At 37.1% G+C, this 26,773-nt stretch carries 14 protein-coding genes; 9 read left to right on the forward strand and 5 right to left on the reverse strand.

The genetic code is table 11. The features are described 5' to 3' along the window. The first annotated feature begins 122 nt into the window (after positions 1–122). From L1I30_RS12840 to L1I30_RS12850, 3 genes are read left to right on the forward strand one after another with little or no spacing between them, the layout of a single operon-like run. The gene (locus L1I30_RS12840) at positions 123–1,304 is read left to right on the forward strand and encodes a glycoside hydrolase family 53 protein (RefSeq protein WP_236134698.1); all 1,182 of its coding nucleotides are present in this window, start codon (positions 123–125) and stop codon (positions 1,302–1,304) included. A 10-nt stretch (positions 1,305–1,314) separates the two neighbouring features. Then, positions 1,315–3,645, forward strand: coding sequence for a glycoside hydrolase family 2 protein (locus L1I30_RS12845; protein ID WP_236134699.1), 2,331 nt, complete (start codon positions 1,315–1,317; stop codon positions 3,643–3,645). A 9-nt stretch (positions 3,646–3,654) separates the two neighbouring features. Continuing rightward, complete coding sequence (locus L1I30_RS12850; RefSeq protein WP_236134700.1) at positions 3,655–6,258, forward strand: glycoside hydrolase family 5 protein; 2,604 nt, start codon at positions 3,655–3,657, stop codon at positions 6,256–6,258. Positions 6,259–6,327: 69 nt separating this feature from the next. On the opposite strand, the gene L1I30_RS12855 is transcribed toward L1I30_RS12850, so the two are convergent. The 5 genes from L1I30_RS12855 to L1I30_RS12875 all read right to left on the reverse strand — a co-directional run bounded on the left by L1I30_RS12855 (position 6,328) and on the right by L1I30_RS12875 (position 16,538). Beyond that, the gene (locus tag L1I30_RS12855; RefSeq protein ID WP_236134701.1) at positions 6,328–8,949 is read right to left on the reverse strand and encodes a TonB-dependent receptor; all 2,622 of its coding nucleotides are present in this window, start codon (positions 8,947–8,949) and stop codon (positions 6,328–6,330) included. A 336-nt stretch (positions 8,950–9,285) separates the two neighbouring features. After that, positions 9,286–10,731, reverse strand: coding sequence for an alpha-amylase (locus L1I30_RS12860; protein ID WP_236134702.1), 1,446 nt, complete (start codon positions 10,729–10,731; stop codon positions 9,286–9,288). Positions 10,732–10,842: 111 nt separating this feature from the next. After that, complete coding sequence (locus L1I30_RS12865) at positions 10,843–11,982, reverse strand: SusE domain-containing protein (protein ID WP_236134703.1); 1,140 nt, start codon at positions 11,980–11,982, stop codon at positions 10,843–10,845. 16 nt (positions 11,983–11,998) lie between these two features. Continuing rightward, a complete protein-coding gene (locus tag L1I30_RS12870) occupies positions 11,999–13,594 on the reverse strand; it encodes a RagB/SusD family nutrient uptake outer membrane protein (RefSeq protein ID WP_236134704.1) in 1,596 nt (531 codons plus the stop codon). A gap of 28 nt (positions 13,595–13,622) precedes the next feature. Continuing rightward, positions 13,623–16,538 carry a SusC/RagA family TonB-linked outer membrane protein gene (locus L1I30_RS12875; RefSeq protein ID WP_236134705.1) on the reverse strand — a complete coding sequence of 972 codons (2,916 nt, stop codon included), beginning with the start codon at positions 16,536–16,538 and terminating at the stop codon, positions 13,623–13,625. Positions 16,539–16,754: 216 nt separating this feature from the next. On the opposite strand from L1I30_RS12875, the gene L1I30_RS12880 reads away from it, so the two are divergent. The 6 genes from L1I30_RS12880 (at position 16,755) to L1I30_RS12905 (ending at position 26,764) form a co-directional block, all read left to right on the forward strand. After that, entirely contained in the window at positions 16,755–17,777 is a 1,023-nt protein-coding gene (locus tag L1I30_RS12880) for a LacI family DNA-binding transcriptional regulator (protein WP_236134706.1), read from the forward strand. Between the two features lie 133 nt (positions 17,778–17,910). Continuing rightward, positions 17,911–19,428 (forward strand): MFS transporter, encoded by a 1,518-nt coding sequence (locus L1I30_RS12885; RefSeq protein ID WP_236134707.1) that lies wholly within the window; start codon positions 17,911–17,913, stop codon positions 19,426–19,428. Continuing rightward, positions 19,418–20,077, forward strand: coding sequence for a beta-phosphoglucomutase (gene pgmB, locus L1I30_RS12890; protein ID WP_236134708.1), 660 nt, complete (start codon positions 19,418–19,420; stop codon positions 20,075–20,077). The genes L1I30_RS12885 and pgmB overlap by 11 nt, the downstream gene beginning before the upstream one ends. A gap of 2 nt (positions 20,078–20,079) precedes the next feature. Then, the gene (gene mdxK / locus L1I30_RS12895; protein ID WP_236134709.1) at positions 20,080–22,386 is read left to right on the forward strand and encodes a maltose phosphorylase MdxK; all 2,307 of its coding nucleotides are present in this window, start codon (positions 20,080–20,082) and stop codon (positions 22,384–22,386) included. 107 nt (positions 22,387–22,493) lie between these two features. Then, positions 22,494–24,335: a glycoside hydrolase family 13 protein gene (locus L1I30_RS12900; RefSeq protein ID WP_236134710.1), complete on the forward strand. Its 1,842-nt coding sequence runs from the start codon at positions 22,494–22,496 to the stop codon at positions 24,333–24,335. Positions 24,336–24,349: 14 nt separating this feature from the next. After that, on the forward strand, positions 24,350–26,764 hold the full coding sequence (locus tag L1I30_RS12905; RefSeq protein WP_236134711.1) for a glycoside hydrolase family 31 protein: 2,415 nt from the start codon (positions 24,350–24,352) through the stop codon (positions 26,762–26,764). The last annotated feature ends 9 nt before the right edge of the window (positions 26,765–26,773 follow it).

Genomic DNA, 26,773 nt, shown 5'->3' on the forward strand with positions numbered 1-26,773 from the left:
AGTTAATTATCTCATAACCAGTTATTTTTATAATCTTAAATTAATAATTTGTCAAAATTATTAGGAAAAAAGTTTGTTCTTAAAAAAATAATTGTAAAATTTACGCTTATAATATTTTTGTTATGAAAAGAACTTGTGCCTTTTTATTTTCCAGCTTTCTAATAGTGGCAATAGGATGCTCTTCCAGTGATCCTGAAAATGAACCTGTACCACCCAATCCTGATCCTGAAAGTCCGAATAATCCGGAACCTGAACCTGAACCCGCTGCAACTTTATATTTAGGAGCCGATCTTTCTTATGTGAACGAAATGCAGGACTGCGGTGGAGTGTATAAAAATGAAAATGACCAAGAGGTAGATCCTTATGAGTTTTTTACCGATAAAGGGGCTAACTTAGTAAGAATTCGACTCTGGCACAGCCCTGAGTGGACCAATTATTCAAACTTTCAAGATGTTAGCAAATCTATAGCACGAGCCAAGAATGAAGGTTTAAAAGTGCTTTTAGACTTTCATTATTCCGATACCTGGGCAGATCCCAGTCATCAAACCATTCCAAAAGCATGGAAGGACATTACAGATATTGAGATTTTAAAGGATTCTTTATACAATTATACTTACTCAACATTAAAAAAACTTTCTGATGCAAGTCTCCTACCGGAGATAGTACAAATTGGAAATGAGATCAATAGAGAGATCTTACAACCTGCTGAAAATCCTTCAGATAACATAAACTGGGATAGAAATATCAAATTGCTGAATACGGGGATCAAGGCGGTAAAAGATTTTTCTACTGCTGAAAATAAAGAAGTGGGAATTATGCTGCATATCGCACAACCGGAGCATGCGCTATGGTGGTTCAACGAAGCAAATGACAGAGGAATTTCCGACTTTGATTGGATAGGACTTTCTTATTATCCAAAATATTCTACTTATGGCTTAAACCGAATTCCGGAAGCAATTCAAAAGTTAAAAACCGATTTTGGAAAGCGCGTGATGATCGTTGAAACCGCTTATCCTCATACTTTAGAGAATGCAGATGCTGCCAATAATAACTTGGGAGAAGCTGCTTTGATTAATGGATATGCTGCAACTCCTGAAGGGCAGAAAAATTATATGGTAGATCTTGTTAAGAAAACCATCGCCGGTGGCGGAGAAGGCGTTGTTTACTGGGAGCCAGCCTGGATATCTACCAACTGTTCTACCCCGTGGGGGCAGGGTTCGCACTGGGATAATGCTACTTTCTTTGATGCTAATACTGATAAGGCACTACCAGCTTTCGATTTTTATGATACAAGTAATTACTAAAATATAAAGAATGCTAAATCTTAGAATTTTTGGGATAGTTATTACAATGCTCACTTTAGTGCTATCCTGTGGCAAATCTCCTAAAACATTAAGGGAGGTAAGCTCCTTTGGTGATAACTGGCAATTTAAATTGGATAATGCGCCTAATTCCCCGTGGGATACGGTTAGTTTACCCCACACCGCCAAAATTGAGCCTCTTGTAGTAAACGATCAATGGCAGGGTACCGCTACTTATAAAAAGGATTATGAGGTTAAGTCTTTGAAAGGGAAGAAGCGTTTCTTCTATTTTGAGGGGGTGATGCAAGAAGCTAAAGTCTATATTAATGATTCTTTAGTGGCAGATCATAAAGGGGGATATCTGCCTTTTACAGTAGATGCAACTAACTATTTAATGCAGAATGCTAAGAATACTATTACTGTGAAGGTTATTAACGTAGATGATGCTACAATTCCGCCCGGAAAGGCACTTTCTGTTTTAGATTTTAACCTTTTTGGCGGGATATACAGAAATGTGTATAGTATTGAAACCAATGAAATCTATATTACTGATGCAGTTGCGGCTAATAAAGTGAATGGAGGCGGATTGCTGGTAAAATTTGATACTATTAATAAGGAACTCGCTTCAGGCTTTGTGAAAACGCATCTTAGAAATGATTCTGATAAAGAGCGTGCTATTAAACTTCAAGTATCCTTAAAGGATGCTGAAAAGAATGAAGTTCACACCTCTATTACCGATCTTAAAATAGCTGCAAACTCCGATATCTCGCATGTAGAAGAAATACAGGTTGCTAATCCAAAATTATGGTCGCCAAATGCACCTAATTTGTATAAAGTTGAAGTCAGTATTCTAGAAGGGGAAACTCCTATAGATTTTAAAATAGAGAGCATAGGTATCAGAAATATAAAACTGACTGATACCGCATTCTACTTAAATGGGGAAAAGTTGTTTTTGAACGGCACCAACCGTCATCAGGAATATCCTTATGTTGGATATGCGCTTTCTGATGAAGCTCAATATCGAGACGCCTATAAAATTAAGGAAGCCGGATTCAATTTTGTAAGACTTTCCCATTATCCCCATGCGGAAGCTTTTATGAAAGCCTGTGATGAATTAGGTTTGTTGGTTATGAATTGTATTCCGGGATGGCAGTTTATTGGGGGAGAAGAATTTGTAAAGAATTCTGTTCAAGATGTAAAAGATCTGGCGAGAAGAGATAGAAACCATCCATCGGTAATATTTTGGGAAAATTCTTTGAATGAATCGGGAATGACCAACGAATATATGCAGTTGGTAAATGAAGTTTTGGAAGCCGAACTACCTTATGAAGACACCTATAGCGCGGGTTGGATAAACGATAGTTCTTACGATTTGTTCATTCCTGCCAGGCAACATGCCAAGCCACCATTCTACTGGAATAATTTTGAAGAGAAAGGGAGACCAATTGTGATTGCAGAATATGGCGACTGGGAATATTATGCGCAAAATGCCGGTTTTAATCAAAAGGAGTTCAGTGATCTTAAAGAATCTGAGCGCAGTAGTCGGCAGGCTAGAAACTCAGGTGAAAAAGGATTGTTACAACAGGCTTTAAATTATCAGGAAGCCTTCAATTCAAACTTAAAAGGTGCACAGAGTATTGGTCACGCTAATTGGTTGATGTTCGATTATAATAGAGGTTATAGCGACGATCTGGAAACTTCGGGAATTTCCGATATCTTCAGAATCCCAAAATTCAGTTATTACTTTTATAAGAGCCAGAAGGATATTGGGATGAAAGAGTTCGGTGAGCCCATGGTATTTATAGCAAGTTATTGGACAGAAGAATCAACTCCTAAAATAAAGGTGTTCAGCAATGCGGAAGAAGTAGCCCTTTACCTGAATGATAGTTTAATCGCCCGAAAGAAACCAACGATTAATAGCATTTCTGAAAAATTACCACATCCACCTTTCGAATTTGATCTTTCTGAATTTAAGTCAGGTCAGTTAAAAGCAATTGGATATGTAGGCGGAAAAGAGGTTACAACACATAAAATTATTACTCCAGAAGAAGCCGTGAAGTTGGAACTAAGCGCAGATGTTAAAAATATCGCGATTTCAGAAAATCATCCAGATGTTGTTTTTGTGTATGCAAAAATAACAGACAAGAATGGAACATTGGTGCCGGGTGCAACAAACCGGGTGTTGTTCAAAGTAAAAGGAAATTCAGCTGAACTTATAGGAGAGAATCCTGTAAAAGCAGAGGCGGGGATTGCCACGATCTTGCTTAGAACAACCTCAAAAACAGGAAGCATCGAAATAAATGCTGAAAGTGAAAATTTAGAATCGACACATTTAAAAATATAAATCCAGTATATGAGATACGCGAATAAAAACACCTTAATTAATACCTGTATTATAGCATCATTTCTATTATTGCAGACATTCACTGCCAGTGCTCAAAAAAATAAGCATACAGGGGATGTATTTGTAGATAATCAAGGCATAATGCGTTGGGGAGATACTAAGGAAGAGGTACAGGGGTTTGGAGTGAATTATACAGCTCCTTTTGCTCATGCTTATAGAAATGCAGGTAAACTGGGAATAGACCTGAAAGAAGCTATTGATAACGACGTGTATCACTTCTCCAGATTAGGTTTCGACCTTTATAGAATTCATGTTTGGGATACCGAAATTAGTGATGCCGAAGGAAATTTATTGGAAAATGAACATTTAGAAATGTTCGATTATTTATTGATGAAGTTGAAAGAAAGAGGGATTAATTATGTGATCACTCCTATTGCATTTTGGGGAAATGGATGGCCTGAACCAGACGAAGAAACACCGGGATTTTCGCATAAATATGGAAAAGATGCCAGCTTGACCAATACTGAAGCTATTAAAGCTCAGCAAAATTACTTGAAACAATTCTTGAATCATGTAAATCCGTTAACAGGAGTGGCATATAAAAATGATCCTAGCCTAATTGCTTTTGAAGTGAGTAATGAGCCACATCATAGAGGAACACCTAAGGAGGTGACTTCATTTATAAAAAAAATGGTGAAGGCCATGAGAAGTACGGGTACTAAAAAGCCTATTTTTTATAATATTAGTCATAGCGTACAACTGGCTGATGCTTATTTTGATGCAGGAATACAGGGAGGGACTTTTCAGTGGTATCCAACCGGCTTAGGATTTAGAAAGGAACTCGCGGGTAATTTACTTCCTAATGTGAATGATTATAACATCCCTTTTGATGATAAGATCAAAAAAGCAAAAGGAGCAAAACTCGTATACGAATTTGATGCAGCCGATGTGAATAAGTCGTATATGTATCCTGCAATGGCAAGAAGTTTTAGAGAAGCTGGAATTCAAATAGCCACCCATTTTGCGTACGATCCTACATTTTTAGCAGCCCATAATACCGAATATAATACCCATTATATGAATTTGTCCTATACTCCGCAAAAAGCCATAGCACTAATGATTAGCGGAAAGGTGTTTCATGAATTACCAATGAATAAAGATTACGGTACCTATCCTGAAAATTTAAAATTCGAAGATTTCACTATAGATTACACCAAGGATCTGGCAATTTATAATACCGAGAATTCTTTTTTCTATACCAACTCGAATAATATTGTTCCAAAGGAGTTAGAAAAGCTAACACAGATTGCAGGTTTCGGAAATTCAGAGCTGGTAACATATCAAGGAAAAGGAGCATATTTTCTTGATAAAATAGAAAATGGGGTTTGGAGACTGGAAGTAATGCCTGATGTTATTTTAGTGGATAACCCTTTTGGAACCAATAGCTTAAAAAAGATTATTAGTGTTATAAATTATAAGGAATGGAATATGAAACTTTCATTACCCGATCTTGCACAAGAATTTACCGTTGAAGCAATTAATGAAGGTAATTCTTATTCTATAACTGCTAAAAATAAAGGCTTTTCTATCACGCCCGGGACATATCTTTTGAAAAATGCAGAAATTACAAAAGCTTTTTCAGGGAAGGAAACTTTGGGAAATATAAAACTAGCAGAGTTTACTGCGCCACCATCAAATTTAGATAAGACCTATTTGGTACACACACCTTCCACTCAAATTACACAAGGTAATAAATATGAGGTGATGGCGACAGTTGTTTCCCCTGCAACTATTGAAAGCGTGATGCTATACGCCAATATTAACGGTAAATATAAGGCCTTGGAAATGGCAAAAGGTGAGGGGTATAACTATAGTTCGACAGCGTTAGATTCTATCATTACACCGGGATATTTAAATTATAGGGTAGTGGTTAAAACTTCTGAAGGATCAATCGCCTATCCGGGAGCGGTGAGCGGAGATCCTTTCGCGTGGGATAATTTTAATAGAGAAGAATATACTGTTCCAGTTTTTGCAAAGGATAGTGCATTAGAGATTTTTAATGCTTCTCAGGATTCAGAAGACATGGTCGCAGTATGGAAACCAGGAAATAAGCTAGTTCCATTAAGTAATGGGGAAGTGGCTTATCAGGTTAATATTGAAAATCTATTTGAAGAGGATGTTGAAAATAAAGGTGCTGCTCCTATATATGATTATTCATTTAGATATAATTTTTCTGAGAAAATTAAAAATGCAAGGGAAAAGCTTTCGGAAGTTTCTGTACTTGTACTGAAGGCAGGTAGCACCTCAGAAAAGAATGAAAAATTACAGGTAGCATTTGTAGATAGAAATGGAGCGTCCTTTGGAAAGATTATAGTGCTTAAGCCTGGTGTTCAGGAATATCAAATTAACTTTAATGAGCTACAACCGGTAAGAACGGTAACTTTACCAAGACCGTATCCATCTTTTCTTCCTTATTATTTTCAACATGATAATAAGGGCGATTTTAATTTACAGAATGTTGAGAGTATTCAATTTTCCATAGGACCTGGATTAAATGAAAACGAACAGAAGGAGAGCCATCACTTACAGATAATAAGTTTAAGCTTGCAGTAGTTTATTTATTTGAGATGAAAAAAGCCACCTATTGTAGGTGGCTTTTTTTATTTTAATTAATTACAGATATTAGAATTGATAGTTAAATCCAACGCTGAAATTAGTTCCTAACTGTCCCAGTTGTTGTACTTCTGAAGAATAAAGGAATCTTCCTCCAGCTCCCGCTGTGTTGGTAGAAGCCTTTGTAACATCAGGATATACATCAAAAAGATTATTTACGTTCACATTTAAAGAAAGCTTATCGGTGAACTTATAATTAGCAACAATGTCTGTAGCTATTTTGGCTGCAAGATCCTGATCTTCACCACCAGATTCTGGAGCTGTTACCGTCACTTTCCCAAACATTGTATTATTCAGGGCAAAATACCACTTATCTAATTCTTGAGATAATCCAAGAATTAATTTTGATTTAGGTCTGGAATTAGTGATCAAACCTTTCTCTTCACGAGCAAAAATATTATAACCGTTTTGAGCTAACGCAGCTGGTGTGGTAATAGCATCAATTGTAGTTTTATTGAAGTTGGCTGCAAAACTGGCTCCAAAACCTCCATAGCTCTTATAATTTAAAACGATATCGGCTCCTTGTGTTTTGGTGTCACCGGCATTTATAAAGAACTGTACAGCAACCACATTATTATCTTCTAAGATCTGCTCTACCGGATTCATGGAAGAATCATCATCATCTGCTCCAATTTGAGAAGAAAACAATACCCTGTCATCTACGTTAATTTGATAGAAATCTACCGATCCATAGAAATTTGGAGTAAACTGGTAAGTTATACCGGCAGAGATATTTTTGGAGGTTTCAGCAAATAAAGTTGGTACGCCCAATGCCTGTACAGCTGGATTGTCATTTGCTAAAGTACCTTGCAATAATGGTTCGCTAGACCCTGAAACAATAATGTATTGGCTGTTGGTTAAATGCCTTTGGTGTAGGGTAGGAGCTCTAAATCCAGTTGAGTACGATCCACGAATTGCACCTTTTACACCTAATTTATAGCGACCATTTACTTTCCAGGAGAAGTTATCTCCAAAATCGGAGAAATCTTCATATCTCCCTGCAACTCCTAATAACAAAGCATCTGTAATATCATAATCCAGTTGGGCATAAGCAGCAAAGTTATTTCTGGTCCATTCTCCGGCCTCAGCTGGTTTGATTCCTGCAAAAGAATCAGATCCTCCTTTGTAATAAGATAATGGATCTCCTTCATATGCATTGAAATATTCCTTTTTAACCTCTAAGCCGGTCGCTAAGCTAAGTTGATCTGTTAGTCGACCACTGACATCAAGATTCCCAATTAAGTTCTGTAAACGGTATCCTCCTGGGTGAAATGTTCTTGGCGACGTGTTATTATCGGCCAAGTAATCTCTGTTCACTGAATTATTTACTGTGTAATCTACAGAGTTCGCTCCGTAAGTAGCACTAAGATCTGCTCTCCAGTTTTCACCTAAATCATATTTGAGTCCGATGGCATTAATATGATCGTCGATCTGTGTTTCAAAAGTAGGTTGATACCCTAAGAAATCTTCCGGTCTGGTTAAAAATCCTGAATCGGCAACTCCTCTTCTCCAGTAAGGAGCACGGTAGTACGCATAACTTTTACCGGTTCGAGTAGTAAAACCATGAAAGGTGTAAAATTCGCCATTTTCACCTACGGGATGAGCCATATTCACAAAAAGATCTGTTTTTTCCATTTCTGGTTGACCTACATGCATACCTAAAGTAGGGTTGTCTTTTTGCCATTGTATTTCATTGGGTCGTTCTGCTCCTGGATCGTTCACACCTGGAGATCCGGGTCTATTTGTTTCATTTTGTTTATAGTAGCCTAATGTGATGTTTGCATACCCCTCATCACCAATGGTGAAAGCAGTATTAAAATCAGACGAAAAGTTAAAGCCGTCTCCTTCTGATGTAATTCCGGTTTTAGCCGAGAACGTTGAGAATTCTACATTTTTCTTTAACACCATATTGATAACCCCTGCAATAGCATCAGACCCATATTGAGCTGAAGCACCGTCTCTAAGCACTTCTACTCGTTCTATGGCTGCAGTAGGAATACTTTTTAGGTCTACTCCAACCTCTCCTTTTCCGGGAGTACGGTTTAGATAGACCTGTGCGCTTTGGTTTTTACGTTTTCCATTTACCAGGACTAGAGTTCTGCTAGGGCCTAATCCACGCAGATCTGCCGGATCGTAATGCGCCGTTGCATCTGAAATTGCTTGGTTTTGAGAATTGAACGATGGAACCTTGAAAGTAAGCATTCTATCTATTGTAGGTTGCCCGCTATTAGCCAATTCTTTTACTCCAAAATTATCAATTGGGACAGGAGAATCTAAAATTGTTCTAGGCTTGGTTCTGTTACCGGTAACAACGATCTCGGCAAGACCAAAACTATCTTCTACTAACATAATCATTATGTTCGCTGCTGAAGTGATCTCCTGAGATTTAGTTTTAAAACCAATGTAGGAAACGACAATGGTGGTAGGAAGTTTTGATACATTGAATTCAAAATTTCCGTCTTCATCGGTAGTAGAGCCGTTGGAAGTACCTTGTTCAAAAATTGTAGCAAAAGGAATTCCTTCTCCGCTTTCGTCCAAAACTCTACCTGTAATTGGGGTCTGTGCCCACCCTATCAAGGGAAAAACCATTAATAGGCTTAAAATTTTAAGGTGTTTAAAAGTTGTTTTCATAAGTGTTTTATTTTCTGGTTATCTCAAATATTAAAAAAATGTTAATTATATGCAATAAAAATATTAAGACATGTAATTATAAATTAATTGAAATCATAATAAAATGGGGGTTATTTTGTATTTATTGTAGTTTTTGATATGTATTGATGGTGTTTATAATAGAGTTATCTCCAATATAATGGGTTGTTTGTTGTTTTAGTCAAACTGAGTTTTGTATATTTTTTTTACTTTATTTTTAAATTATCCGTGAAATTTTGCTCTGACTCTTATAGAATCAAAAATGGCTGTCAAAATTAATTCTGACAGCCATTTTAAAAAAAAAGGTAAACTTAAATGCTATTTCATGATAGTCCAGATGCTGTAGGAATTAGCCGGAGCTTCAATACTCACACTGCCGTCGGTTGCTACTGTTGGAGAGTAGGAAGACTGATTACTGTAATCTTTTATCTTTTTACTTGCCCAATTACTAACCACTTCTCGGCGTTTATTATTACCACTTGTATTGATGTATAGTATCAAGCCCGGATTGGTTCCCTCGCCAGAACGCTTCATGATATATTCATCATTATCGTTATAAAGCACTTCCACACTTCCACTAGCAATACTATTATGAATTAAGATCAAGTTTTTGATCTCTTCCTGAAAATTTTCGTTTTCATAATCGGAATAGAAGATAGTTGGATAACCATCATGCGTTAAAATATATGCATACGCCTTCATTTTATTTTCAGAAGAAATATTATTATCCTCATTGCTATCCTTTTCAGTATCGTGATTAGCTACAAATGTTACGGCTTTATCGGGATAGGTTTTTCGTAGCATGTCTTTTGATAGATAGTTAAGATCGTTATGGCGGTCGAATGCTTCTTCCATTTTATAGAAACATGCAAAATCGAAAGCTGCCGATCCCGATTCTTCTACCCATTTTTTCAGAACATCTCCATTTCCATCATAGTTTTCACCTACAGAAAAACCGCCTACTTCATCTAACCAGGCCTTCACAACCCACGGCTCGAATCCTTTAACGTAGTCGAATCTCCAGCCATCAAATCCCATTACATTTTTGTAATACTTAGCTACAGAATTCTCATCCTTCCATAGCCACTTTTGCACACGCTCTTGATCATGACAAACGTCTTGCTCATCATAGAATAAGTTCCCTGAATCACTCTCGTGGATATCGTTGGGGTGATAATCTTTGTAGCTCCTGTTAAACATTCCGGATGCATTTCCATGAGTTTCATCAAAGAGTGTATAAGTTTGTTTATCTCTATATGGGTTGTATTCACTACCTCCACCTGAATTATGATTTAACACGATATCAGCTATCACTTCCAAATCTTTAGCATGTGCCGAAGCGATTAATGTTTCTAGTTGTTCTCGGGTACCAAATCGGGTAGGGAGTGTTCCCTGTTGGAAATATTCTCCAAAGTCGAAATAATCAGAAGGATCATATCCCATTGAATATCCACCGGACTGTCCTTTGGTAGCTACTGGAAGCCATAAACGGTCTATACCCGCTTCTGCCCATCCATCTACTTTAGTATTTAGAATGTTCCACCATTCTCCTCGGGGCTCTACATCCCAGTAAAAAGTTTGCATCATAACTCCAGATCCATTTTTGTAGTCTGAAAGGTTTATTGCAATCGGCTCAGCTGGCGTAGGAGTCTCCCCGCTAGGAGTATCATCGGTTGTATCTACCGCAGGGTCGCTATCACTAGAACACGAATTGAGGCTGAACACAGCTAAGAATGCAGCACATAAGATTATATTTTTTTTCATAATTGTTGAGGTTTTAAAAATCAAAAAGCTGTCTAATTTGGAACAATGACAACCAGTGATTACCGTTATCTCTGAACCTATTAGACAGCTTTTGAAAGGTTTAGGTTTTGATTACTCTGTTACCGGTACAGGGATAAAAATATATCTACCAGTTATATCATTAAACCATACGTTGTAAACTCCTTCTTCGGTTACAATATCTCCACCAGAAACTCCTTGACCGCTAGGGAAAGGACCTGCCCATCCCATATCCCATGCAAGGTTGGCTCTAAATTTAGCATTAGCTCCATTTAGCTCCACGTTTTGTGCATTCCAGATATGAGCATCTATAGAAGATGGAGTCATTTGAATATCCGGAGTAGGATTGTCATCTCCAGGCCATCCTACAGTTGTTCCGTCCCCAACTATACCAATCACATCATAAGTAGCTGCTCCACTGGCATCATAAGGTTCGAAAGTATAAGTTAATTCGTCAATATTTACAGTTAAACTGTAGTAACCTGCAGTTGCTACATCAAAATTAGCTGGATCAGGGTCATCTTCAGTTTCTCTGTATTGTAAAGAGTTACCATCTTTACCATAGCTTGGTGCCCATGCTTGTCCAGCAACTAATTTGAATGAACCTACCTTGAATTTACCTGTGAAATAGTACACATTAGGATCTTCAGAATCTCTGAACATAGGTGTGTTATTATTATTCGGGTTCCATCCAGCTGCAGTAGCATCTCCAACAAGGTATAATTGTTTTGGAGCTGCTTCAACTTCTCCTTCAGGTAAAACTAAAGTAAGAGATTTAACTTCAGAAGTTTCATTTAAACCATTACCTCCATCACTACCGGCATAAGCATATACTCTAAAGTATACCATGCCAGTATTAGGAAGATCAGTTTCCGCATCAGCATCTAAGCCTGCATCCTCTGCAAGGGTCATCATCTGACTAACTTTAACTGCGAAGTTATTCTCTCCCGTTGCGCCAAGCACATCGAAACTTGTAAAATCTGCATCAGCAGAACCTTGTAGTTCATAAGTAATGTTGGTAGGAACATCAAAATCTACAGTGTTCCATACAAATCGTTCGGCGATATTTCCTGATGTAGCAGGAGTAAGAACGTAAGAATCGTTAAAACTGTTTACAAAACTGATTCCTTCGGGGTCAGGTTGCGCTATAAATACCACATCATCGTCGCTGGTACATGAATTTAAGCTAAGCATTGCTACAAAGGCAAATAATAAAATTGATAGTTTCTTCATTTTATTTTTTTTAGTATTAGTATCCTGTATTTTGAGTTAAATTGGTATTCACTCCTAGATCTGAAGAAGGAATAGGGAATATATTTCTATAAGACTGGGTTGTGCTTCCTTGTGGTACACCACCTTTAAAAGCCCAGATTCCATTCTCTGTAAATTGATTAAAACGAATTAGATCTGTTCTTCTGTGAGCTTCCCAATATAATTCTCGAGCTCTTTCTTTAAGAATGAAATCTAATGTAAGTGCAGAGGAAGAAATATTTCCACTGGTACCGTCATACGCACGTTCACGTAATTCATTTACATATGTTAAGGCCTGGCTTGTGCTTCCGCCTCCACCTCTTAGAACAGCTTCAGCATACATAAGATAAGCATCGGCAAGTCTGAACATTGGGAAATCGGTATCAGGGAAATCTCCTGTTGGATCTTTTCCTGCAGTTCCGTTTACATCTACGTTCTTGTACTTTGCAACGGCATAACCATCAGTAAAGGTAGAAATGTTATTGATCACTTTATTCTGTCCGTCTGAGTGCAACAGTGCACGTGAATCTTCAGAATCCTCAGGATTAGGGAAGTTATCTACAAATTGTTGAGTAGTTCTTAAACCAGCCCATCCACTGCTCACTCCAAAATCTTCAGGAACCATAGTTCCACCAATTGCAGCATGAATAATAAATGTCATACCACCATAAGATTGAGTTTCTAATCCGTCGAAAGTAATAGGGAAGATCACTTCATCCTGAGCTCCATTTACATCATTATCGGCTAAAAATAGTTTTTGATAGTCTGGTGTAATAGTATATCCAGCATCAATTACTTTAGAGGTATAAGTAATTACATCGCTATAGCGAGGAGTACCGGTATAAACTTCAGCATTAATATAAAGTTTAGAAAGTAACATCCACACTGCTGCCTGATCGGCACGACCGTATTGGTTGCTTCTAGCTGCAGCTATTTCGCCTTCGATAGAAAGCAATTCACTTTCTATATAAGAGAATAGATCGCTTCTCTGAATTTGCTCTGGAAGAAAAGCTCCAATTGGATCTTCTTCAGTTACAAAAGGAGGGTTTCCGAACATATCTAATGCATGGTAGTAACTTAATGCTCTTAAGAACTTCGCTTCAGCACGGTATTCTGTAATAGTAGCTTTTAGTTCCGAATCTACACCACGGGCATCTAAAGCAGCTTCTTCTGTTTGACGTAAAAATTCATTTGTTAAAGCTACCTCATACATAATTCTACTGTAAATGGTTCTAATGAACTCATTTCCAGAGGTCCAGTTTTGTGAGTGAAGATCTTTTATCGTACCGTCGTTCCATCCAATTACGGCTTCATCGGTAGTTAATTCCTGCATCATGAAGTATAACCTCATATAGCTTGAAAATCCTTCATCTAAACCGGCAAGATCTGGTTGCCCGGCAGGTCCTTGCTGTCCGCTTAAGGAGAATCCTGCATACAGTTTTGCTAAAAATAATTGGTACGACTCTGGATTATCAAAAACAGAAGCAGAGGTCTGTCTACTGTCTTCCGGAGATAATTCTAGATCGTCCTGACATGACACAAATAATAGTGTACAAAAGAAGACAACTAAGAATGGTCTGAATTTATTATACATAATTTTATTTTTTAAATTTTCTTTATTTCTAAAATGCGAAGTTTAAACCTAAAACTACATTTTTGATTCTAGGGTAGAAATTGTTATCAATTCCACTGCTTATTTCCGGGTCTAATCCATCATAATCAGTAATCGTAAATAGGTTAGTACCAGTCAAGCTAGCTCTAAAATCTACTTTTTCTCCCGGAATTAAATATCCAATAGAAACGTTATCTAATCTTACAAAATCAGCTCTTTGCACATAATAGTCTGAGAACAACTGGTTTTCCTGAAAATTCGTTTCTAATACATTAGCATTCAGATTTGAGTAGTAATCTTGAGGAGTAACTGTTCCTGCTCCTACAAACCCGTTACCAGATTGAGTGTTGTTATAAACGTAATTTCCAAAGTTTCCTCTGAAGGTAAAACTTAGATCTAAGTTCTTGTAATTAAGCGTGTTTGTAAGTCCCATATAGAAATCAGGAGTTCCTTTTTTGTAAGCCTGCTTGTCAGCTTCAGTAATTTGGTTATCTCCATTCACATCAACATAAGCACCTTCTATAGGTTGTCCTGCTTCGTTATAAACCTGACGGTATACAAAGAAAGTTGAAGGGTCAAATCCTTTTTTCCAAAGTTGAATGTTATTACCTACACCTCCAGAAATCCCTCCTTGTGGAATAAAGTAGTTAGGATCATTTCCTAAAGAAAGCTTAGTTACTTCTAAATCTTGAAAAGTAATGTTGTAATTCACATTCCAGTTAAAATCTTCTTTTTCAATAATAGCAGCATCTAATCCAACTTCAATACCACGGCTTACAGTTTCTCCTACGTTCGTAGTAAGTAAATCTGAAAGGTTTGCTCCTGCTGGAACAGGTACTGTAGCCAAAAGATCTTGAGTTTGACGGTAATAAGCATCTACGCTACCAGTAAGTCTATTTTGAAAGAATCCAAAATCTAAACCTGCGTTGTAAGTTTGAAGTTCTTCCCATTTCAGGTTTTCATCAAATTCTTCAGGTCTAAGAGTTCCAATAAAGTTGTTTCCAAATTGAACGTTGGCTCCATTTAAACTAGGTGAGTAAACACCTAAATAGCCATAATTGCTCGCTATTTCCTGGTTTCCGGTTACCCCGTAGCCTGCACGTAGTTTTAAGTTAGAAAAAACTCCGGAATTTTCCATGAAAGATTCATTCATTATTTTCCAACCAATGGAAACTGAAGGAAATCCACTCCATCTATTATCTTTATTGAATCTTGAAGAACCATCATAACGGTAACTTGCTGAGATCAAATATTTATCGGCAATATCAAAGCTTGCTCTGGCAAAATACGATTCCAAAGAGTTCCTATCCTTCACGGGAAAAGGGAATACCAGTTCATTACTTTGTGTGTAATTACTGTTGCTAGAAATAAAGTATTCCTGAAAAGAGTGCCCAGCTGTTAAATCTACATTTGTATTTATAGCCTCTACATCTTTCTTGTAATTAAAGAAGAAATCCAACAACGTGTTACGGTTCAATCCGTAATAGTTATTTTCGAAATCAACATCCTGATTGTTAGCTGCAGAAGTTACCGGTCTAGTTTCATGACCTTCCAATTCAGCATAATCGATACCTGCATTTAAGTTGAATTTTAATTCAGGTAAGAAAGAAAATCGGTAGTCGAAATTAATGTTGCTGATATTTCTTTTGCTTGTTGAATTATTTTTGCGTTGAAGCAATAAAGCTACAGGGTTTCTGGTAGCTTGTTGTTGTTGCTGAGTTGGAGAAGTCTTGAATTCAAAGAATCCATCGAAATAACTTCCCGGTTCATAAACGTTTTGAGTTGGATCGAAGGCTACAGCAGCTCCAATTGCACCTTGATCGGCATAATGATTTTTATCTAAAATCCCTTTAGAGTTTAAAGTGATCTTTAAATTATTGTCGAAAAGGTTTTGAGTTAAGGTAAGATTTAACGCATTACGCTCATAAAGGTCAGTTTTTAAAACTCCTTGCTGATCGGTATGGTTTAAGTTTACTCTATATGTAAAATTTTCAAATCCTTGTTGTGCAGTTATATTGTGAATTGCACCTACTGCAGTCTGGTAAATTTTATCCTGCCAGTCGGTATCTGCATCTCCTAATAAAGAAGGATCAGTTCCAGGTGTGTTTTCTACAATATTTCTAAATTCGGCAGCATTTAACACATCTACCTTTCCTGCCACTTCACCTACTGAAGCTTTAAGATCATAGGTCATAGCGAAGTCCGATCCTAAATTACCTTTTTTGGTGGTAATAAGAATAACTCCATTAGATGCTCTTGAACCGTAAATAGATGTTGCAGCTGCATCCTTAAGAATTACAAAATCTTCAATTTCGTTAGGGTTAATAGCATTTAACTGACTTCTCACCCCTTGAACACCACGTTGATCTAATGGAATTCCATCTACCACAATAAGAGGAGAGTTATTAGCAGATAAAGACGATCCTCCACGAATACGTATTTCAGATCCTCCACCTGGTTCGCTACCGGCAGTAATTCTAACTCCTGCAGATTTACCAGATATAAGTTGTTCAGGAGAAATTACTGCTCCCTGATTAAATTTTTCCTGATCGATTTTTTCCACCGCTCCTGTTGCGTCTTGCTTCGAGGTAGAACCATATCCTATAAGAACGACTTCTTCAAGAGCTGCTTGGCTCTCATCCATTTGAATATTCAAAGTATTCTGACCTTGATATGCGATCTCTTTAGTAGTGAACCCTAAGAAAGAAAAAACCAGTACATCAGAATTAGAAACGTTGTTAAGCGTATAGTTACCATCAAAATCGGTAGTAGTTCCGTTCGTAGTTCCCTTGATAATGATATTTACCCCGGGAATTGGTAGACCGGTCGCACTTTCGGTGACACTACCGCTGACACTTTGTTGGGCAAAAAAGCTCATTGGCAGCATAAAGAGCAAGATCAACGAACTTTTAAATAATGTTTTCATAAATTTTTCAATTAGTTAGACTAAATTTTAACTTTATATTCTCACTTCCAGTTGTTAAAAGTATGTAAAATCTTAGTTAACTTTTTGGGAGATTGCATGAATACTGGTACGAAAACGTTTTCGTGTTGAAAACTTTTTTAAAATGCCATGTGTGCAGTAATTTTGTGATATTTTTACCAAATACTTAAAAATTGCCTTCGAATTTGAATTATATCCATGAAGAAAAAATTAACATTAAAACAAATAGCCCGAGAATTAGACGTTTCTGTATCGACCGTTTCAAAGGCTTTACGTGATAGTGCAGAGATAAGTGAAGATACAAGGCAGAAGATAAAGGCTTTTGCTAAACTTTATAATTATAAGCCTAATAATATAGCTTTAAGCCTTAAAAATAGGAAGACTAAAACTATTGGAGTTATCATACCTGAAATCGTACATCACTTTTTTACTACTGTAATTAGTGGAATAGAGCAGGTAGCTAACGAGCGTGGTTACCATGTAATTATATGTATGTCAAACAATTCATTTGACAAGGAAGTTATTAATATGGAGTTGTTGGCAAATGGTAGTACCGATGGATTTATTATCTCGGTAGCTAAGGAAACGCAGCAAAAACAGGATTATCACCATTTAAATGAAGTCGTAAATCAAGGGATGCCATTAGTGATGTTCGACAGGGTTATAGATGAAATAAATTGCGATAAGGTAATAATAGACGATACTATTGGTGCTAAAAAAGCGGTGCAGAAACTTATAGATCTGGGTAGTAAGAATATTGGAATTATTACCACGGTAGATTACGTTAGTGTAGGTAAATTGCGTACCGAAGGATACTATAAAGCCTTGAGAGAAAATAATATAGAAGTAAACGAAGACCTTATTTTAAGAGTAGAAGATTTTGATAGGAGTGAAGAGGAAATTAAAGCATTTCTATCTCAAAGAAAAGTAGATGGTTTATTTGCTGTAAATGAACATTTTGCCATTTATGCTATAAAAGCAGTTCAGGAACAGGGATTAAAAGTACCTGAGGATGTTTCCGTGATAGGTTTTACTGATGGAGAACTCTCTAAACAGTTTATGCCAAGTCTAACAACGGTTAGTCAGCATGGAGCGGAAATGGGTGCCCAGGCTGCCAGACTTCTTATCAGAAAATTGGAGAATACAGAAATGGAGGAGGGGCCTCACCAAACTATAATAATTGAAACCGGATTGGTAGAACGAAATTCTACAAAACATTAATTTAACTTTGCGCTTTTAAAAAAATACATATCTTTACCGCCTTATAATACCTGTCAAAACTGATATTTTCACTTCCGTTAATACGTTTTGACAAGACATCGTGCTTGTCGTAGTAGTAAAAAAATTATACGATATGCAAAAACGCACCCTTAGTTTTTGGGAGATTTGGAACATGAGTTTCGGTTTCCTGGGTATTCAATTTGGGTTTGCTTTACAAAATGCAAATACTTCCCGAATTTTTGAAACATTAGGCGCCAGTGTAGAGGACATTCCAATTTTATGGATTGCTGCTCCGGTTACCGGGTTAGTGGTTCAGCCAATTATTGGATATTTTAGCGATAGAACCTGGACAAGGCTAGGTAGAAGAAGGCCTTATTTTCTTATAGGTGCCATCTTATCTTCTTTAGCGCTATTTGTGATGCCTAACTCACCCAGTTTATGGGTGGCAGCTGGAACCCTTTGGATCATGGATGCCTCTATAAATATTTCTATGGAACCTTTTCGTGCCTTTGTAGGAGATAATCTTCCAGAGCGCCAACGCACATTAGGGTTTTCCATGCAAAGTTTTTTTATAGGAATTGGAGCTGTAGTGGGTTCATTACTACCTTACATGTTTACAAATTGGTTTGGGGTGAGTAACACTGCTCCTGAAGGTATTATACCAGATTCTGTAAAATGGTCATTTTATGTTGGAGGAGTAGTTTTCCTATTAGCTGTATTATGGACCGTCATTAAATCTAGAGAATATTCCCCAGCAGAACTTGCTGCCTTCGATAAGGCCGATAAAGATCTGCAAACAGCACGTGTAGAAATAGTTGATAAGACAAAAAATATAAAGCTCCAGTTCACTGTGGGGCTTTCCATGGCAATTATAGGGGCATTGGTTTCAGCCTATATTTATCTAAATAATTACACCAAAGAACTTTATATCTTATTTGTAGGCCTTATTGTAGCAGGAATCCTGTTCGTGATAGTGTCCCAACTAAGAAAACGTGAAATCAGAAATGGCTTTACTATTATAGTTACAGATATGCTTAACATGCCAAGAGCTATGAAACAACTGGCCTGGGTTCAATTCTTCTCCTGGTTTGCCTTATTTTCTATGTGGATTTATACTACGCAAGCTGTTACTGGACACGTATTTGGAACGCATGATACAACCAGCGAGGTGTATAATGATGCGGCCGATTGGGTAACAGTGATGTTTACCGTTTATAATGGAGTGGCTGCTGCAGTTGCCTTTTTATTACCAGTTCTCGCTAGAAGAACCAGTAATAAGTTCACTCATATGCTGGCACTTACTGCCGGTGGACTGGGACTGATCTCTATTTATTTCCTATCTGATAAAATAGGACTGCTTATGGCAATGGTAGGAGTGGGTATTGCCTGGGCAAGCATTCTATCAATCCCATATGCTATGTTATCTGGTTCGTTGCCTTCTTCTAAAATGGGATATTATATGGGAGTTTTCAACTTCTTTATTGTGATTCCTCAAATAGTAGCGGCAACAATATTAGGTTTTCTGGTAAAAGAATTTTTTAATAATGAACCTGTGTATGCACTAATAATAGGCGGATGTGCCATGATACTGTCTGGCATTCTTACTCTTAGAGTACAAACACAACGTAAAATTAATATAAGTGAACAATAGTAAAGGAGTAATATTCGATTTAGATGGAGTAATTGTAGATACTGCAAGGTACCACTATCTGGCCTGGCGAAAGCTGGCAAACGATCTAGGTTTCGATATTACAGAGACCCAAAATGAAGAATTGAAGGGCGTTAGTAGAGTCGCATCGTTGGAGAAGATCCTGGGATGGGGAAATGTAAGCCTTTCTCAAGACGAATTTATGGAGCAGATGGCGATCAAAAATGACAATTATCTCTCTTATATATCGACAATGACAGCGAAAGATATTCTTCCTGGAGTATCTAAGGTCTTAGATTTTTTAACTGAAAATGAGATTCCATTCGCATTGGGTTCTGCCAGTAAAAATGCGCGAGGTATTTTAGAAAAGATCAACTTGTATCATAGGTTTTCGGCTATTGTAGATGGAAATAATGTGAGCAAGGCAAAACCAAATCCGGAGGTATTCCTGATAGCTGCGAAGGAATTAGAGATGGCGCCCTCAAATTGCATTGTGTTTGAAGATTCTGTAGCAGGAGTTCAGGCCGCGAATGCTGCCAATATGGTAAGTATAGGGATTGGAGAAAAATCTGTATTAAATGAAGCAGATCATGTTTTTTCCGATTTTACGAAAATTGAAATAGAGTTTATTAAAAATTTAGTGACACGTTAGAAATGAATCAAGATTATATAAAACCGGATAATTGGTCCATCATTGAAGAAGGTTTTGAAAAAGGCCGAGTAGAATCTTCCGAAAGCTTATTTAGTATAGGAAATGGTACAATGGGGCAGCGAGCAAATTTTGAAGAAAATTACACCGGGGAGACCTTTCAGGGGAGTTATATTGCCGGTGTATATTATCCCGATAAAACCAAAGTAGGATGGTGGAAGAACGGTTATCCTGAGTATTTTGCCAAAGTTCTTAATGCGCCAAACTGGATAGGAATAAATGTCTACGTAAATGGCGAGCCATTAGATTTAAACACCTGTAAAGCGATTGAGGATTTTTCTCGCGAACTTAATATGAAGGAAGGTTGGTATAAGAGAAGTTTTCTTGCAACTCTTCCAAACGATATTCAGGTAAATGTGATAGCTACTCGTTTCTTATCTATGGAATTAGATGAACTTGGAGCTATTAATTATGAGATAAGCCCGGTAAATTCTGATGCCACTATCATTTTTAAACCATATCTGGATAGTGCTATTACCAATACCGATGCGAACTGGGAAGAGCGCTTCTGGAAAACCCTGGAAGTTACCACAGATAATGAGCAAGGTTTTATAGTTTCTAAAACTTTAAAGACCGAATTTCATGCTTGTACGTTCATGCAGTCTCAGGTTTTAAAAAATGGCAAAAAAATCACCTCTTCTTTTCAGGAAGAAGTGCTGGAAGATCAAATCAATTTTAGCTACACAGTCGATGCTGCAAAAGGTGATAAGGTGAGTTTGCAGAAGTTTGCCGGATATGTAACCGATATGAACCATGACAGAAATGGACTTATTGCTGCATCAAAAGAAGTACTGATAAAAGGTTTGGAACTTGGTTTTGAACAGTTACTAAAAATGCAGAAGGATTCTTGGGCAAGGATATGGGAGATGGCAGATATCTCAATAGAAGGGGATGTAAAAGCTCAACAAGGAATACGCTTTAATATCTTTCAATTGAATCAAACATATTCAGGGAAAGACGAACGTTTAAATATCGGTCCTAAAGGTTTCACAGGAGAGAAATATGGAGGAAGCACATATTGGGATACCGAGGCGTATTGTATTCCATTCTATATGGCTACAAAAGACCAGCAGGTAGCACGTAATTTACTTTCATATAGATACAATCATTTAGAGAAAGCTATTGAAAATGCCGAAAAATTAGGTTTTTCTAATGGTGCAGCGCTTTATCCTATGGTTACTATGAATGGGGAAGAAAGCCATAACGAATGGGAGATCACTTTTGAGGAGATCCACCGTAACGGGGCTATGGTCTTCGCTATTTATAATTATGTGAGATATACTGGAGATTTCGATTATATCCCTGAAAAAGGACTGGAAGTGATGATCGCAATAGCTAGATTCTGGCACCAGCGCGCTAACTTCAGTAATGATAAAAACAAATATGTGATCTTAGGAGTTACAGGCCCTAATGAATACGAGAATAACGTACATAACAACTGGTACACCAATTATTTAGCAAAATGGTGTATTGAGTATTGTATGGAAATGATCGAGAAAGTGAAAGATGGTCACAACGAAGATTATGATAGAGTAATGGGACTGACTAATCTTACCGAGGCCGAATTGTTGAAATGGAAGGAAGTGGCTGAAGAGATGTATTTTCCATATTCTGAAGAGCATGAAGTTTTCCTTCAGCAGGATGGCTTCTTAGATAAGGAATTGATTCCGGTATCTAAATTAGATAAAATACACAGACCAATCAATCAAAAATGGAGCTGGGACAGGATCTTAAGGTCATGTTACATTAAGCAGGCTGATGTATTGCAAGGATTCTACTTTTTCGAAGATCAATTCAGCAAAGAAAGTTTGGAAAAGCATTTCGATTTTTACGAGCCGCTTACCGTACATGAATCTTCACTTTCACCTTGTGTGCATAGTATTCAGGCTGCAAAATTAGACAGAATGGAGCAGGCGTATGAGTTTTATGTGCGTACCTCAAGGTTGGATCTTGATGATTATAATCATGAAGTGAAAGAAGGTTGTCATATAACCAGTATGGCCGGTACATGGATGAGTATTGTTGAAGGTTTTGGAGGAATGCGTATTGCAGAGGATACTTTGTCGTTCTACCCAAGAATTCCTGAGCAGTGGGATGCTTATTCATTTAAAGTGAATTTTAGAAACCAGATCCTTAAAGTAGATGTTACTAAAGATAAGAGTAGCTTCTCGTTAGAAGGAACCGAGCCCATTTGTATTTTGGTAAAGGGGAAAAAGTTAGAGGTTAGTCCTAACGCGGCGGTAAGCATATAATAATTAATTCAATCTACACTTAGATGTTTTCGCTAATGAACTATTTAGGTGAAATAACCCAGCAGAGTTTATAAAGGCTTTATAAACTCTGCTTCATATCTTAATTTATGAAAAAGATCATCGTTTTTTTAGTCTTATTTATTTCATTTTCAGCATTTTCACAAGTTGAAAAAGTGGAACCTCCATTTTGGTGGAAAGACATGCAGCAATCAAGTCTTCAAATTATGCTTTATGGAAAAGATATTGCAAAATATGATGTTTCTGTTAGTGATAATATTGTAATAGAGGGAATTACTAAAACCGAGAACCCTAACTACATATTTTTGAATGTAGATCTTACAGGAGTTCACACTTCTAACTTTAAGATCAATTTCTCTAACAAAGGTAAAGTAGCTTTCAGCCAGAATTATGAATTGAAGAGCCGCAGAGCAAATTCGGCGCTTCGTAAAGGTTTTGATTCCAGCGATGTAATGTACCTTATTATGCCCGACAGGTTTGCGAATGGAAATTCTGAAAATGATTCCAATTCAACCTTACAGGAAAAGGCCGATAGAAGTATTGCTGGAGGAAGACATGGAGGGGATATTCAAGGGATTATCGATCATTTAGATTATATAGAAGATCTTGGAGCCACAGCTTTATGGAGTACACCTTTATTAGAGGATAACGACAAGACCTACTCATATCACACCTATGCGCAAAGTGATGTGTATAAAATTGACCCTAGATACGGTTCTAATGAAGATTATAAGCGACTTGCCGCCGAGATGCATAAAAAAGATATGAAGCTTATAATGGATTATGTAACCAATCACTGGGGTGCAGAACACTGGATGATCAAAGATCTGCCTACTTACGATTGGATTCATCAATTTCCGGGTTATGCTAACTCTAACTACCGAATGACCACGCAGTATGATACCAATAAATCGGATATCGATTGGAAATATTGTGTAGATGGCTGGTTTGTTAGCTCAATGCCAGATCTTAATCAGAGCAATCCTTTGGTGTTAAAATACCTGACACAAAATGCTATCTGGTGGATAGAATACGCCGACCTGGATGGGTTTAGAGTAGATACCTATTCGTATAATGATAAAGATGGGATCTCAAAATGGACAAAAGCCATCATGGACGAGTATCCTAATTTCAATATTGTAGGAGAGGTCTGGATGCACGATCAGGCTCAAATTTCTTACTGGCAAAAGGATAGTCCTATTGGTGCAATTCAGAGTTACAACTCCTATTTGCCTTCTGTAATGGATTTTACATTGCATGATGCTATAACAGCTATGTTTAATGAGGAAGATGCTTCTTGGGATAGAGGTATGATTAAAGCTTATGAGAATTTCGTGAACGATTTTCTATATGCCGATATTGATAATATTCTCGTCTTTGCAGGGAACCATGATACTAATAGAATTAACGAAATTTACGATGGTGATGTCAATAAATACAAACTGGCCACTACTTTGGTAGCTACTACTCGTGGAATTCCTCAGTTGTATTATGGAGATGAAATTGGAATGCGTGGAAATAAAGATAAGTTTGGCGATGGTGCTATTCGTCAGGATTTTCCTGGAGGTTGGAACAATGATGAACAATCGGCTTTCACTGAAGAGGGTAGAACCGATTTTCAAAATGAATACCATTCCTTCACTAAAAAAATATTAAACTATCGTAAGGAAAATGAAGTTTTACATAAGGGGAAATTGCTCCAGTATTTGCCGGAAGATAACATCTATGTTTATTTCAGAAGAAATGAGTCTAGCACTGTGATGGTGATATTAAACAATAATCCTGAAGAAAAGGATTTGGAATTAACTCGTTTTTCTCAGGGAATTGGCTCTTTTAAAGCAGCTAAAAATATTATAACCGGCTCTGAAATCAATTTGGACGGAAAACTGAAACTTGAAGCCAAGTCACCTTTGATTTTAGAACTGAACTAAAAGCAATCGCTTAAATGATAGAAACTTTATTCAATATAACAACTAGGCAGTTTATCACCTTGATTTTAGGTTTAGTGATCTTTCAGACTGCCCATTCCCAAAATCTTGATAGAACTTTTAAGAGTGCTGAAATAGAGGGGGAGTTTGTTGTGGTTAATACCAATGATGGTCAATATCGTTTCAAGGCGTACACACCAGAGATTATTGAAACTTCCTTTCTTCCTACAGGAGAAACTTTCAATGCCGAATCTCATGCGGTGGTTCTTAAATCTGAATCAGCCTTGGAGCTTATAGAGAATGAAGCTTCGGTGATTATAGATTCTAAAGGGATCGATGTCATAATTACCAAGAACCCTTTTCAAGTAAATTACTTCTTTCATGATGAAAAGATCATAGCTGAAGATTTGGGATATTCTAAAGGAGAAGAGCATGAAAAGATCAGTTTAAAAATAAAAGAATACGAGCTTTTATTTGGGGGTGGTGCCCGTGCACTGGGAATGAATAGAAGAGGACATAAGCTTGAACTTTACAATCGTGCAGATTATGGGTATACTACCAATTCGAAGCTTCTAAACTATACCTTGCCAATTGTTCTTTCTTCTGAAAAGTACATGTTGCATTTTGATAATGCTCCAATTGGAAGTCTGGATCTGGATAGTGAACATTCTAATACACTCACTTATGAAACTATAAGTGGTAGAAAGACCTATCAGCTAATTGTAGGAGATACGTGGGAAGAAATGATGAGCAATTATACACTTCTTACTGGAAGGCAACCTTTACCACCGCGATGGACTTTAGGGAATTTTTCTAGCAGGTTTGGATATCACTCTCAACAAGAAGTATTAGAAACTATTAATAAGTTCAAGGAAGACAGTATTCCTGTTGATGCGGTTATTTTAGATTTGTATTGGTTTGGGCACGAGCTAAAAGGCACTATGGGAAATCTTGAATTTGTGAAAGATTCTTTTCCTACACCAAAAAAAATGATCTCGAGTCTTGAAAAACAAGGAGTGAAAACGGTACTTATTACAGAACCTTTTATTTTAACCACTTCAAAAAAATGGCAGGAAGCGGTATCTAAGAATGTGTTGGCTACAGATTCTTTAGGCAATCCTTTTAAATATGATTTCTATTTTGGAAACACCGGCTTGGTAGATGTTTTTAAAGAAGCTTCAAAACAATGGTTTTGGAATATTTATAAAGAATTTATTGATATGGGTGTTGCCGGATGGTGGGGAGATCTGGGCGAGCCTGAAGTTCATCCTGAAGCACTTCAACATGTAACAGGAACCGCCAATGAAACGCATAATATTTATGGGCATACTTGGGCTAAGATAATATCAGAGGGCTATAAAAGAGATTTCGCTGAGGTTCGTCCGTTTATTTTAATGCGTGCCGGAGCTGCCGGATCACAAAGATTTGGACTCATCCCTTGGTCGGGCGATGTAAGTAGAAGTTGGGGTGGTTTAAAATCACAATCGGCTATCTCTCTTCAAATGGGAATGCAGGGTTTGGCTTATATGCATTCAGACCTGGGAGGTTTTGCGGGAGACTTGGAAGATGATGAATTGTATGTGCGTTGGCTACAATATGGTGTATTTCAACCGGTATTCCGTCCGCATGCCCAGGAAGCTGTGGCATCTGAACCAGTTTTTAAGAAAGCTGAAACCAAAGCATTGGCAAAGAAAGCAGTAGAATTACGCTATGCCTTGCTACCTTATAATTACACCCTGAGTTTTAAAAATCATACTACTGGAATTCCATTAATGCGTCCGTTGTTTTTTGAAGAAAATCAAAATTACAAGTTGTATAATATTTCCGATACTTATTTATGGGGGAGAGATATCTTGGTTTCTACAGTTACCGATTCGGGTCTTGAAGAGAAAGAAGTGTACTTTCCTATCACTTCAAATTGGTATGATTTCTATACCGGAAAAAAATATGCAAAGGGACAAACCAGGACCATTCAGCTAGAAAAAGATCATATACCTACCTTTATTAGGGGTGGGGCATTTATTCCTCTGGCGAAAGCTATGCAAAATACGGAGGAATATAAGGTATCAGCTTTAAATGTGCATTTCTATTTTGATGAAGAGGTAAATGCTAGTAAAGGCGAAATCTACAATGATGATGGCGCAAGTCCTAAAGCGTTTGAAAAGGGGGAATATGAACTTTTACATATGACTTCTAAATACAACAAAGAACAACTAAGTTTCAGTTTTGAGAAAGAAGAGGGAGCTAATTTCAAATCGGAAATCAAGAAGTTAGATGTAATAATACATAATATAGAAGATGAGCCTAAAGTAATAAATGTTGATGGTAAGGATATAAAATTCACTTATAATCAGGTGAAAAAAACCATTCAATATCAAATAGAATTAAAGAAAGATTTAACCACAGTAACAATTAAATTAGATAAAAAATAAACTGAATAT

Origin of the sequence: Gillisia lutea (assembly GCF_021568705.1) — a bacterium.
In the GTDB taxonomy this organism is placed as follows: domain Bacteria; phylum Bacteroidota; class Bacteroidia; order Flavobacteriales; family Flavobacteriaceae; genus Gillisia; species Gillisia lutea.

Excerpts from the sequence above, each read along its gene's own strand:
- L1I30_RS12850 (WP_236134700.1), top strand. The coding sequence starts at position 3,655 with ATGAGATACGCGAATAAAAACACCTTAATTAATACCTGTATTATAGCA.
- L1I30_RS12865 (WP_236134703.1), bottom strand. The coding sequence starts at position 11,982 with ATGAAGAAACTATCAATTTTATTATTTGCCTTTGTAGCAATGCTTAGC.
- L1I30_RS12860 (WP_236134702.1), bottom strand. The coding sequence starts at position 10,731 with ATGAAAAAAAATATAATCTTATGTGCTGCATTCTTAGCTGTGTTCAGC.
- mdxK (WP_236134709.1), top strand. The coding sequence starts at position 20,080 with ATGAATCAAGATTATATAAAACCGGATAATTGGTCCATCATTGAAGAA.
- L1I30_RS12870 (WP_236134704.1), bottom strand. The coding sequence starts at position 13,594 with ATGTATAATAAATTCAGACCATTCTTAGTTGTCTTCTTTTGTACACTA.
- L1I30_RS12880 (WP_236134706.1), top strand. The coding sequence starts at position 16,755 with ATGAAGAAAAAATTAACATTAAAACAAATAGCCCGAGAATTAGACGTT.
- L1I30_RS12840 (WP_236134698.1), top strand. The coding sequence starts at position 123 with ATGAAAAGAACTTGTGCCTTTTTATTTTCCAGCTTTCTAATAGTGGCA.
- L1I30_RS12900 (WP_236134710.1), top strand. The coding sequence starts at position 22,494 with ATGAAAAAGATCATCGTTTTTTTAGTCTTATTTATTTCATTTTCAGCA.
- L1I30_RS12885 (WP_236134707.1), top strand. The coding sequence starts at position 17,911 with ATGCAAAAACGCACCCTTAGTTTTTGGGAGATTTGGAACATGAGTTTC.
- L1I30_RS12855 (WP_236134701.1), bottom strand. The coding sequence starts at position 8,949 with ATGAAAACAACTTTTAAACACCTTAAAATTTTAAGCCTATTAATGGTT.
- L1I30_RS12875 (WP_236134705.1), bottom strand. The coding sequence starts at position 16,538 with ATGAAAACATTATTTAAAAGTTCGTTGATCTTGCTCTTTATGCTGCCA.
- L1I30_RS12845 (WP_236134699.1), top strand. The coding sequence starts at position 1,315 with ATGCTAAATCTTAGAATTTTTGGGATAGTTATTACAATGCTCACTTTA.
- L1I30_RS12905 (WP_236134711.1), top strand. The coding sequence starts at position 24,350 with ATGATAGAAACTTTATTCAATATAACAACTAGGCAGTTTATCACCTTG.